Raw genomic sequence first — 12,222 nt, 5'->3', positions numbered from 1 at the left:
CAGGTTCAAAAAACTAGAAAGGTCTAAATCTATGTTAAGTTTATTCTTAGATATCGTTTAATAACTTTGAAATCTCATCGAGTTTTGGTGTTAGAACCACTTCGATTCTTCTGTTTTTTGCTCTTCCTTCGGAAGTATCATTAGAAGCAATTGGTGCATATTCACCACGACCTGCAGCTGTTAAATTTTCTGGGTTAATAGATGTATTTTCCCTAAGAATATTAACTATTGCTGTTGCACGTTTTGTGGACAAATCCCAATTGCCGCTTAACTGAGCATTACCTTTATAAGGGACGTTATCTGTATGTCCTTCAATAAGTATAGCAATATCCGGATTTTCAGCAAGTACGTTTGCTAATTGTTGTACAGCCTTGCGCCCTTCCGATCCAACAGACCAACTACCCGATTTAAAAAGTAGTTTATTTTCCATAGAAACATAAACTTTACCATCACGTTGCTCTACCGTTAATCCCTTACCTTCAAAATTTGTAAGTGCTTTAGAAATGGCATCTTTCAATGCTTTCATATTGGCATCTTTTGTTGCTATAACATTTTCTAGTTCTGCCACACGCTTAGAACGATCTTCGAGTTCTTTCTTTAGTTTCTCTAACCTTGCATTTTCACTAGCTAATGCCTGTTCTTTAGCTTCTAATTGCGCCAATAACTCTCTATTCTTTTTTGAGTTTTTGGCAATTTCCGCAGAACTATTTTTTTCTAGGGCTTCATATGATGCCTTAAGATTATCTAAGTTAGATTGCGTAGCGGCTATTTCTGATTTTAATTGATTTAATTCTTCGATAGCCTTGTCATGCTGTGCCGCCATTGAATTAAGGTCGTTAAGGACTATATTTTTTTCTTTTTCAAGCTTTTCAACCTGGTCATTAAGACTTCTATTTTCTTTCTTGAGGTCAGCATATTTGTCCTCTAAGTCCGTATAAATTTTCTTTGAAACACAAGAACTTAATAATCCTACTGTTAGCACTAACAAGGAAATTCGTTTTATCATTTTTTACGTTTTATTGATTGATAATTAAACTATAAATCCAATTCTAAAAGAATAGGGCAGTGATCACTATGCACTGCTTCAGTGAGTATAACGCTTCGTTTTATATTTTCTTGTAATGGCTGACTAACCATCGCGTAATCTAATCTCCAACCTTTATTGTTTGCACGTGAGTTGGCACGGTAACTCCACCAAGAGAACTCCTGTCTTTCTGGATGTAAAAACCTAAAGCTATCGATAAAACCACTGTCTATAAAATTACCAAGCCACTCACGTTCTTCTGGTAAGAAGCCCGATACACCCTTCATCTTTGGATTGTGAATATCAATAGGTTCATGGCAGATATTATAGTCGCCACAAACTACAAGATTAGGTAGTTGCTTTTGGAGTTTATTGAGATAATCATGTATTAAGTCCATGTACTCAAACTTGTGCTCTAATCGTGCATCATTGGTCCCAGAAGGTAGGTACATACTCATTACCGAGACTTTATCGTAATCTACTCTTATATTTCGACCTTCAAAATCCATAGATTCAATCCCAGTACCAAATTCTATATGATTAGGTTCTTTTTTACAAAGAATAGCAACACCACTATAACCTTTCTTCTGTGCACTGAACCAATAGTTATAATTATAGCCTATTTCTGTAAAAAGACTTAATTCTAGTTGTTCTTCTAAAGCCTTTATTTCTTGAAGACAGATCACATCTGGACCTGTGGCATCTAACCATTCAATAAAACCTTTATTAATGGCTGCTCTAATACCATTTACGTTATAGGATGCAATTTTCATTATTAACTTTTACGGTTTAAGCGAAATTAAATAATACCCTACTTTTACACTATTATTTTGCACCTATTTTAACAATAAAATATTTTGAGCTATTACTAGTTATTAGTCTACATGAAACGTACGTTGGTCTTATTAATATTACTTGTCTCTTTTTTTGGGAACACCCAAAATAATCGAGGGAATTATAAGACCAAGAAATTAGCGGTTAAGGACTCAATTAGAATAGACACTGTTAGTATTAATCCATCCTATTTAGTAGTTAAAAATAAGAGTGGTAAGCTTATAGATTCATCACTTTACAAAGTAGACTTTGCCAAAGCAGTCTTAAGCTTTAGAGCACCTATTTCTGCAGATACACTAATTATTGACTATTTGCGCTACCCTAATTTTATTACCAAGGAGTATAAGCAGTTAGATGAGAGCATTATTGTGAATAGAAGTTCTAGCCTTAGAAAGCTCTATCAGCTCGAAAACACCAATCGAAAAAACACATTTACACCCTTTGATGGTTTAACAACCTCAGGAAGTATTTCTAGAGGTGTCACGGTAGGAAACAATCAAAATTCTGTTTTAAATAGTGAGTTAGACCTTCAAATATCCGGTAAATTGAGTGATAAAGTTTCGCTTCGTGCCTCTATACAAGATGCTAATATTCCACTGCAAGAAAGTGGCTATTCACAACGGTTAGATGAATTTGACCAGGTGTTTATAGAATTGTTTAGTGATAACTGGAATATTAGGGTAGGTGACATAGATCTTATTAATAATGACAGTTACTTTGCGAAGTTTACAAAACGTGTTCAAGGTTTATTGGTTAATGCTAACTTAAATGAAAAGACCAATGTTTATGCATCAGGTGCATTGGTTAGAGGGCAATTTACCACTACACAGTTTATTGCACAAGAAGGAAATCAAGGGCCTTATAAATTAAGAGGGCCTAATAACGAACTATTTGTTTTAATTGTTTCTGGTAGTGAAACTGTCTATGTAAATGGCGTGCCATTAGAACGTGGTGAGAATAGAGATTATATTATAGATTATAATGCTGGAGAAATCATTTTCAATTCCACTTTTCCAATAACTTCAGAAATGAGAATTACGGTAGATTATCAATTTAGTGAGCGTAATTATAGCCGATTTACAGTTTTTGGAGGTGGTGGCTATAAATCTGATAAGCTGAGTCTAAACGTTTCAGTTTATTCGGAGAGTGATGCAAAGAATCAACCTTTACAACAAAGCCTTTCAACAGAGCAAACCCAAATTCTTGCAGATGCTGGTGATGATAGAGGATTAATGACAGCACCTTCTGCAGTAGAGCAAAATTTTTCTGAAAATAGAATTTTATACCGCAAGGAATTGTTTGGAACTGAGGAGATATTTGTCTTTTCCAATGATCCAAACGATCAGCTGTTTAGCGTAAGTTTCACATTGGTTGGCAACAATCAGGGGAACTATGTTTTAAGTAATGATAACGCTATCTCGAATATTTTTGAATATGTGCCTCCTGTAGCTGGAGTACCTCAAGGTAATTATGAACCTATTTTGCAGTTAGTAGCGCCAGAGCGATTACAGATAGCAGTTTTAAATGGTCGTTATAAACCTAGTGAAAAGACAGATCTATTCTTTGAACTAGCAGGTAGCAAAAATGACCTTAACTTATTTTCTAGTATAGACGATGATGATAATGACGGATTTGCAGGCAAACTCAGGATAAACCAAAATATTATTCAGTCCGATAGTCTCTGGAATTTATCTGCTCTTGTAGATGCTGATTTCATCCAGAAGGATTTTAGGACCATACAACGTCTATATAGAGCAGAGTTTAATCGTGATTGGAATCTTGAAGATCAACGAGATGATCAAGGTAATTTTAATTTTGGAAACCAACTTCTTTTTAATTCAGGAATAGAATTATCGCATTCTAAAAAAGGTAGAGCAACTTACAAATTTGAGTATTTAGATTACTCAAGCAATTTTAGTGGAAGCCGACATAATCTTGGAGCTAATTTAAGATTAGGAAACTTTACTATTTTTTCAAACACGAGTTACCTCAATGGAGAAAGTACAGTAAACAGCTCTACATTTTTGAGATCTTTTAACCGAGTGGTATATGGTAAAAAGAATAAATGGGCTGGTGTAAAATATGCGCTCGAGGATAATGAACAGCGAGTATTAGCAGAAGATTCACTCACACCATTGAGTCAAAAATTTAATGCTTACGAAGTATTTGCTGGCATTGGAGATAGTACAAAGGTGTTTGTTGAGCTCGGCTATATTAATCGTGTAAATGATAGTGTAAGAGATAACCTTGTACAACGTGTTAATCGCTCCAATACTTATTATTTAAAATCGAGGTTAGTACAAAATAAAGCCACTAATCTTCAACTATTTGTTAACTACAGAGATTTAAAGGCGACTGTAGAAGATTCTCAAAATGAACAAAGTTTAAATAGTAGACTAAATTTTAATCAGAAGCTGTTTAATAATATTTTAATTTGGAATACAAATTTTGAAACCAATTCTGGGACCTTACCGCAACAAGATTTTACCTATGTCGAGGTAGAAGCAGGTCAAGGTGCTTACACATGGATAGATTATAATGAAAATGGAGTACAAGAATTAAATGAATTTGAAATTGCTCAATTTGCAGATCAAGGAAATTACATTCGTGTGCTTTTACCTAATCAGGTTTTTGTGAGAACGCATCAGAACAGATTGAGTCAGACCTTAACCTTGAATTTTCAACAATGGAGTTCTTCAAAAAGCGGAAGCAGAAAATTTTGGTCTCACTTTTATAATCAGACCTCTTTTTTAATAGATAGAAAGGTAAGAAGAGATGGTAACAATTTTAATCTAAATCCTTTTAAGGCAGACGAGGAGAATGAACTTGGACTTAATAATAGTATAAGAAATGTGCTATTTTATAATAGAGGAAAACAACGTTACACCACATCATATACCTATTTAACCAACACGAGCCGGAGTTTACTTTCAATAGGGTTTCAAGAGAATAAATCGTTGAATCATCAGTTTAACTTTAATCACAAGTTTGCAAAAAGCTGGCTTCTTAATGGCTTGGCAAGTTTTGGTAGAGAAGAGAGTTTGAGTGAGAATTTTACGAATAGAAATTTTGAAATTAATGAGGATCAATTTCAACCAAAACTGTCTTATTTATTTAATGAGAATGCACAGTTTGATGTCTTTTATCAATACACTTCAAAAACGAATCGGATAGGTGACCTTGAAGCCTTGTCCCAAAATAATTATGGTGTTTCTTTTACCTATAATAATGCTCAGAAAATTGCCTTAACAGGCGAGTTTAATTTCTTTCAAAATGAGTTTGAAGGAAATCCTAATACACCTGTAGCCTACCAGATGCTTGAAGGATTACAGCCAGGACAAAACTTTACTTGGAATCTTTTAGCACAAAAAAAACTCACTAAGTTTTTAGACTTAAATCTCTCATATTTTGGTAGAAAAACAGAGACTTCAAAAACCATTCATACTGGCACGATACAACTTAAGGCATATTTCTAAAATTATATATTTTCCTACGCAACCATTTAATAGGTTAGTCATCTATAGATATATTTCAAAATTAAATCAATCAAACATGAAAAAATTAGTTTTATCCTTTTTATTAGGCCTTTTAATCTTTACTGGGAATGCACAAGATGATAATACCGAACCACCTAAAAAGAGTGAGATTTCTGTTAATCTTTTGGATTTAGTCGTTGCCGGAACATTGGGTGTAAATTATGAGCGCCTTTTTGACAACAACCAATCACTATTTATAAGCGCTAATATTTTTGATACTTATGGGTACTACGATGTTGGCTATATTGAAGATAATTCTGCATTTTCATTGAGAGCAGCTTATCTGGTTTATTTTTCAAAAGATAAAGATCATCATGGGTTTTTCTTTTATCCACAACTTAAATTAAGAACAGGTGAAATCACGGTAGATGAATATTACTTCTTTGATGAAGTAGAAGGTCAGGAGGTAAACCAAGAGTTCACCTATGATATTGGAGGCGCTTCAGCTGGTTTTGGTATTGGCCATAAGTGGATGTTTGATAATAAATTCACCTTAACATTAAATGGTGATATTGCAAGGAACCTAGGAAATTTTGATAATGATGATTACCTTGAGAATGTAGAGGTTCGCTTTGCAGTTAATTTTGGTTATCGGTTTTAGTAAAACGCAAAGTATAAGAGAATATAAAAAACCCAAGCAAGTGCTTGGGTTTTTTATTTAGTAAATATTATCTACATGCGCATTAACCACTCACGTACATCAACTTCTTTTTTGATGATTTCTCTTATTGTTTCAATCTTTAGTCGTTTTTGATCCATAGTATCTCTGTGACGTATTGTAACAGTGTTATCTTCTAGTGTGTCATGATCTACGGTGATACAGAATGGTGTCCCTACAGCATCTTGTCTACGGTAACGACGACCTACAGCATCCTTTTCATCATATACAACATTGAAATCCCATTTTAAATCCTCAACTATCTGTTTTGCTATGTCTGGCAGACCATCCTTTTTTACTAATGGTAAAATGGCGGCCTTAGTTGGTGCTAGAACTGCTGGTAGTTTAAGAACTGTACGAGTTGTTCCATTTTCTAATTCTTCTTCTTGTAGCGAATTAGAGAAAACAGCCAAGAACATACGATCTAATCCTATTGAGGTTTCAAGAACATATGGTGTGTAACTTGCATTATCTTCGTGGTCAAAGTATTGTAGCTTCTTTCCTGAGTATTCCTCATGTTGACTCAAATCAAAATCTGTTCTAGAATGGATACCTTCGAGTTCTTTAAAACCAAATGGGAAATTAAATTCAATATCTGTTGCCGCATCAGCATAATGCGCAAGTTTTTCGTGGTCATGGAAACGGTAATTGTCTTCACCCATGCCAAGAGACTTATGCCATCTTAAACGCGTCTCTTTCCAATATTCAAACCACTCTTTTTGTGTGCCTGGTTTAATAAAGAATTGCATTTCCATTTGTTCAAACTCACGCATTCTAAAAATAAATTGTCTCGCTACAATTTCGTTTCTAAAAGCTTTACCTGTTTGGGCAATTCCAAAAGGAATTTTTAATCTTCCAGTTTTCTGAACATTTAAGAAATTGACAAAAATACCTTGTGCCGTTTCTGGTCTTAAGTATAAGTCCATAGCTGAATCTGCAGAGGCACCAAGTTTAGTACCGAACATGAGGTTAAATTGTTTAACATCTGTCCAGTTTTTACTGCCAGACAAAGGATCGGCAATTTCTAACTCTTCTATAAGTGCTTTTACGTCTGCTAAATCTTCATTCTCCAAAGATTTAGCAAGGCGTTTTAAGATGGTATCGATTTTCTCTTTGTATCCAAGAACACGTCCATTAGTAGAAACAAACTCTTCTTTATTGAATGCATCACCAAAACGCTTTGCAGCTTTGGTAACTTCTTTGTTTATTTTGGCTTCTATTTTAGCGCAATAATCCTCAATTAAAACATCTGCGCGATATCTTTTTTTAGAGTCCTTATTATCAATTAAAGGATCGTTAAAAGCATCAACGTGACCAGAGGCTTTCCAGGTGGTTGGATGCATAAAAATTGCAGCATCAATGCCAACAATATTATCATGCATTTGCACCATGGCCTTCCACCAATAATTACGAATATTATTTTTTAATTCTGCTCCATTTTGTGCGTAATCATAAACCGCACTTAAGCCATCATAAATCTCACTACTTTGAAACACATAACCGTACTCCTTAGCATGGGAGATTACCTTTTTAAATTTATCATCGTTTGCCATGGCACAAAAATAAAAAACCACTCTAATTAACAGAGTGGTTTTATAAAAATTATATTGTTGTATCTACTTTAAAGTTACGCGTGTGCTACCAAGTTTATCTTTCTTGTGGAACACATTTATGATATAGTCACCTTTTTGAAAGGGTTTATCATCTTTATCAGCAATAATAGCGCTACAAACTTCTAGGTTTTCATTTTGATAGGATACAAGCTCTTTTTTACTGTAAATAAGAGAATCATCATCAAAAAAGACTTCGCCTTTATCGCCTACAACATTGCCATTAGGGCTTACTATTTGTATATAAATCTCCTTATCGCCTTCATCTGTTAACGGATTCTCGGCAAGGAGTATACAAACGTCAATAGCATTAGCGCGGCGCGCTTTTGTCGTAAAGCGTTTCTTAGCTCCACTTAACTTATAGGATTGGGCACTAATATTGCTAGCCTTTAGTATTGAAGCGTTATCAATGGCTTTATTTAAAAGGTCATTTTTAGTAGCAAGTGCATTAATTGTAGAACTCTTTCTCTCAATTGTATTCAAAGCATCCTGCTTCTCTTCCATTAAATGCTGATTCGCAATATTTAGGGAGTCTATGGTATTTAAGAGTACCTTACTTTTAGACTTTAAAATTATAAGTTGCTCCTTGAATTTAGTGATAATTGACAAATCACTTTTTAATAATCTTAAAGAATCTAAAGCATTTTTAGTTTCTAATTTTGCTTCCTGGAGCTGAGAAGCCATAAGATCATAATCTTCACTTAATTCATCATAACTTTCTAACATTTCCGATAGCTCTTGTTCTATCAGAAATTTTTCTTGCTTTAAGAATTCCTCGTAGGATTTGATGGATTTATGGTTTGTAAAACTATAAATTCCTAAAGCAGTTAAAATGATTAAGAGCGAACCTATAATTAATCTATAGTTAAATAATTGAGGGTTAACTATCATAATTAATTATTACTTTCAATGCGAAATTATGGTTAATACTATGGCCAAATTATTTTATTCGATTAAGTGGTAAAAAATTTGTTAAACTTGTTTTTCCCTCAGGTTTGTGAAGCTTGCAATTCTGTATTAGGTGATAATGAATTTGTCATATGTCTAAAATGCCGACACCAATTACCTATAACTAATTTTCATTTCGAAAACTCAGATGCCGTAAAGAAAATTCTATACGGTAGAGTGAAACTAGAAAATGCCACAGCCTTACTTCACTTTTCAAAGAAAACTATTGTTCAAAATCTTTTGCATAATCTAAAATATCGTGGCCATGAGCAAATTGGTGGAGTTCTTGGCAAGTGGTTAGGAGTAGAGTTAAAAACTATCGATGCGTACAAGACTATTGACTGTGTTATACCTGTTCCTCTTTACAAGACAAAATTGAGAAAAAGAGGATATAATCAAGTGACACGTTTTGGTAAGGCAATTGCACAAGAATTAAATGTAGAATTCAATGATAAACTTCTAATTAAAACAAAGCCGACCAAGACACAGGTTTTTAAAGGACGTTTTGGACGCTCAGAAAATAATAGTGCTGTTTTTGATCTCAGTAAAGATCAAAACTTTAATGGAAAACATATTTTAATTGTAGACGATATTATTACGACTGGAGCTACTATAGAATCTTGCGCTGCTGTTTTGTTAAAGTTTGATAATATTAAGTTAAGTCTTGCTACCATGGCAATTGCAGATTAATATTTTCGTTTCTAAGTATTAAAATTGTTTCTTTGTTCTAAATTTTCACTTCTAAATGTATCATAATTTACAGAGAGTATTAGTAGTTCTTTTTATTATCGCGTCTATTGCCAGTTGTGCAAATAGAGGAACACCTACTGGAGGTGAAAAGGATACCGAACCACCAGTTATTCTAAAATCAGAACCAGAAAATTTTTCTACCAACTTTAAAGGTGATGAGATTAAAATATATTTTGATGAGTACGTTAAAATCAAAGATCTACGTAAGCAGTTAATTATTTCCCCACCTATGGATACTGATCCTACAATCATTCCTATGGGAGGTGCTAGCAAATACATATCCATTAAAATAAAAGATACCTTAGAACCAAATACTACCTATGCTTTTAATTTTGGAGAAAGCATTGTAGACAATAATGAAGAGAATCCTTACCCTTATTACAGATATGTATTTTCTACAGGTGATAGTATTGATTCACTTTCTGTAAAAGGCTATGTTGAAGATGCCTTGCTCGAGCAACCTGATGAATTTGTAACAGTAATGTTATATGAGGTTGACTCCACTTATTCCGATTCGATTGTATTTAAAGATAAACCAAGATATGTTACAAATACGCTTGATAGTTTAACAACTTTTAGTATTGATAATATAAAGGCTGGAACGTATAAGCTTATTGCGCTTAAAGACAAGAATTCGAACTTTCTATTTAATCAGAAAGAAGATAAAATAGGTTATCGAAAAGAGTTTATTACCATACCCTCAGATACGACTTTCAGGCTTGTTTTATTTAATGAGGAGATTAACTTTAAGGCTTTTAAGCCAAAACAAGATGGTGAGTTTAGAATCTTATTTCCTTACGAGGGAAGTTATGAAGGAATGCAAATAGAATTATTAGGTGATCGGCCAAGTGATTTTGAATATCGCATAACAAAAGATAAACAATCAGACAGTCTTTACTATTGGTATAAGCCCGTATTTGAAAGAGATAGTGCAATGTTTGTTGTTACTAATGAGAAGTTTGTAGATACTTTTAAACATCGCTTTAGAGTACTTGAGGGTGATTCGCTTTCTATAAAAGCTGTAAATGCTGGAACATTAAATTTTGATCAAGAATTAATGTTGGAGCCTAATATTCCTATCAGTAAAATTAATAAGTCAAAAATCAGTGTAATTAATAAGGACTCCTTATCTGTGGATTTTGGTGTAGAGTACGATTCAATCTTCAATATTTATACTTTTCCAATAGATAAGCAGGAAGGTCAAAGTTATGTTCTAACCGTTTTGCCAGAGACTTTTGAGGATTTTTATGGAGGCGTAAATAAAGACACGCTCAATTTTTCTTTTAGAACAAAAATGAAATCTGAATATGGAAATTTAAGGGTACAACTAAAAAATGCCGAATTCCCTTTAATTGTACAATTGGTTAATGATCAAGGTGTCGTTATCTATGAACGCTATACGACCAATAGTCCAATCGTTGATTTTACAGATATAGCACCACGTAAATACGGCTTAAGAGTTATTTATGATACTAATGGTAATGGTAAATTTGACACGGGTAATTTTCTTCTAGGCATTCAACCAGAACGTGTAAGTTATGCACCGACTGAAGATGTTGAGGAAATACGAGCCAGTTTTGATTTTATTATTGACTTTACACTTCTAGATTAAAACCATCGCGATCATTTAGAAAGTTCAGTTTTGATCGGTATTTTTCGATTGGTGATTTTTCTAAAGTCACAATTTCCACTTGTTCTGTATCTGTTTTTATTTGATCTAGTTTATACCCTAAAACATCATAAGCTCCTGAATGTCCAGGATATTCATAATTAAGACCATCCAAGCCAACACGATTTACACCAATGCAATAACACATATTTTCTATAGCGCGTGCTTTAAGTAGAGCGTCCCATGCATTTATTCTTGGCTTAGGCCAATTAGCAACATATAATAATAAATCATAGTCTTCCACATTTCGTGCCCAAACAGGAAAACGCAGATCATAACATATTAATGGGCAAATGCGCCAACCTAAATAATTAAAAACAACCTTTTCTGTACCTGCTTTGTAAACTTTATGCTCGCCAGCTAAGGTGAAAGTATGTCTTTTATCATATTGAGCTAATAAGCCATTATGTGTAATGCAAACGAATCTGTTAAAATAATTATCGTTTTCAGATATCACCAAACTGCCCATAATTGCTAAGTCTTTTGACTTGGCAATTGTCTTTAACCAGTTTATTGTTTTTCCGTCCATTGTTTCAGCAACCTTTGGTGCATTCATAGTAAATCCAGACGTAAACATCTCAGGTAAGATTATCAAATCAACATCATCCGTAATCATATTGATTTTGTTTTCTATATGCGTTCTGTTTTTTTCTGGATCCTCCCAAAATAAATGGGTTTGAATAAGTGCTACATTAAGGTTGCTTTTGGTCATTATAATTTCTTTTTTGACTTATCTAGTTTTGTTTTAAGCTTATCGATTTTACTAAACCATTTTTCTTCTTCTATAGGTGAAAGTTTACCTTTCTTTTTAAGCCTATTGTATTTGTTTTCTGCTTTATTTAAACTGGCTTTTGCTTTTTTAAATCTTTTTTGTTTTTTCTCTTTTTCTTTTTTTGCCTTTTTGGCTCGTTTTTCGGCTTTTTCAGCCTTTTTTTGAGCTTTTTCTTGTTTTTTGGCTACTTTTTGTCTCTTTTTTAATGCTTTCTCTTCTTTTTCAGAAGACTTGGATATGGACTTTGCTGTGTCTAGTATAGATCTACTTTCTTCATTATTTAATACCTCAGTTACATCCTTTCCCTCCAAGAAAATACGTTCCTTTTTTACTTGGTAAATTTTACCATCTTTTTTAACCTCTTGTCCGTTAAGACCAATTGAAAATGTTATAAGAACTAGAAAAATAATTTGCTTCATCA

The 12,222-nt window shown here is 33.5% G+C and carries 10 protein-coding genes; 4 read left to right on the top strand and 6 right to left on the bottom strand.

Going from position 1 to position 12,222, the window contains the following annotated elements:
- Nucleotides 1–46: 46 nt before the first annotated feature.
- Entirely contained in the window at nucleotides 47–1,006 is a 960-nt protein-coding gene (locus ACRHOC_RS02025; RefSeq protein ID WP_431156838.1) for an OmpA family protein, read from the bottom strand.
- 29 nt (nucleotides 1,007–1,035) lie between these two features.
- The gene (locus tag ACRHOC_RS02020) at nucleotides 1,036–1,797 is read right to left on the bottom strand and encodes an exodeoxyribonuclease III (RefSeq protein ID WP_431156837.1); all 762 of its coding nucleotides are present in this window, start codon (nucleotides 1,795–1,797) and stop codon (nucleotides 1,036–1,038) included.
- Between the two features lie 111 nt (nucleotides 1,798–1,908).
- Between ACRHOC_RS02020 and ACRHOC_RS02015 the strand changes: the two genes are divergently transcribed.
- Together ACRHOC_RS02015 and ACRHOC_RS02010 are read left to right on the top strand one after the other, a co-directional pair.
- Nucleotides 1,909–5,334, top strand: coding sequence for a hypothetical protein (locus ACRHOC_RS02015; protein WP_431156836.1), 3,426 nt, complete (start codon nucleotides 1,909–1,911; stop codon nucleotides 5,332–5,334).
- Between the two features lie 76 nt (nucleotides 5,335–5,410).
- Nucleotides 5,411–5,995, top strand: a complete 585-nt coding sequence (locus ACRHOC_RS02010; RefSeq protein ID WP_431156835.1) for a hypothetical protein — start codon at nucleotides 5,411–5,413, stop codon at nucleotides 5,993–5,995.
- 71 nt (nucleotides 5,996–6,066) lie between these two features.
- Here the strand turns inward: ACRHOC_RS02010 and ACRHOC_RS02005 are convergent, their stop codons facing one another.
- Together ACRHOC_RS02005 and ACRHOC_RS02000 are read right to left on the bottom strand one after the other, a co-directional pair.
- On the bottom strand, nucleotides 6,067–7,605 hold the full coding sequence (locus ACRHOC_RS02005; protein WP_431156834.1) for a glycine--tRNA ligase: 1,539 nt from the start codon (nucleotides 7,603–7,605) through the stop codon (nucleotides 6,067–6,069).
- A gap of 63 nt (nucleotides 7,606–7,668) precedes the next feature.
- Nucleotides 7,669–8,553: a hypothetical protein gene (locus ACRHOC_RS02000; protein ID WP_431156833.1), complete on the bottom strand. Its 885-nt coding sequence runs from the start codon at nucleotides 8,551–8,553 to the stop codon at nucleotides 7,669–7,671.
- Nucleotides 8,554–8,640: 87 nt separating this feature from the next.
- On the opposite strand from ACRHOC_RS02000, the gene ACRHOC_RS01995 reads away from it, so the two are divergent.
- On the top strand, nucleotides 8,641–9,300 hold the full coding sequence (locus ACRHOC_RS01995) for a ComF family protein (protein WP_431156832.1): 660 nt from the start codon (nucleotides 8,641–8,643) through the stop codon (nucleotides 9,298–9,300).
- 55 nt (nucleotides 9,301–9,355) lie between these two features.
- Nucleotides 9,356–10,972: an Ig-like domain-containing protein gene (locus ACRHOC_RS01990; protein ID WP_431156831.1), complete on the top strand. Its 1,617-nt coding sequence runs from the start codon at nucleotides 9,356–9,358 to the stop codon at nucleotides 10,970–10,972.
- On the opposite strand, the gene ACRHOC_RS01985 is transcribed toward ACRHOC_RS01990, so the two are convergent.
- Nucleotides 10,956–11,741: an amidohydrolase gene (locus ACRHOC_RS01985; RefSeq protein WP_431156829.1), complete on the bottom strand. Its 786-nt coding sequence runs from the start codon at nucleotides 11,739–11,741 to the stop codon at nucleotides 10,956–10,958. The genes ACRHOC_RS01990 and ACRHOC_RS01985 overlap by 17 nt on opposite strands.
- Complete coding sequence (locus ACRHOC_RS01980) at nucleotides 11,741–12,220, bottom strand: hypothetical protein (protein WP_431156828.1); 480 nt, start codon at nucleotides 12,218–12,220, stop codon at nucleotides 11,741–11,743. Before ACRHOC_RS01980 ends, ACRHOC_RS01985 begins: the two co-directional genes overlap by 1 nt.
- Between the last annotated feature and the right edge of the window lie 2 nt (nucleotides 12,221–12,222).

The organism is Winogradskyella poriferorum (genome assembly GCF_050618035.1).
In the GTDB taxonomy this organism is placed as follows: Bacteria; Bacteroidota; Bacteroidia; order Flavobacteriales; family Flavobacteriaceae; genus Winogradskyella; species Winogradskyella poriferorum_A.
This window is presented reverse-complemented; position numbering and strand designations above follow the sequence as displayed.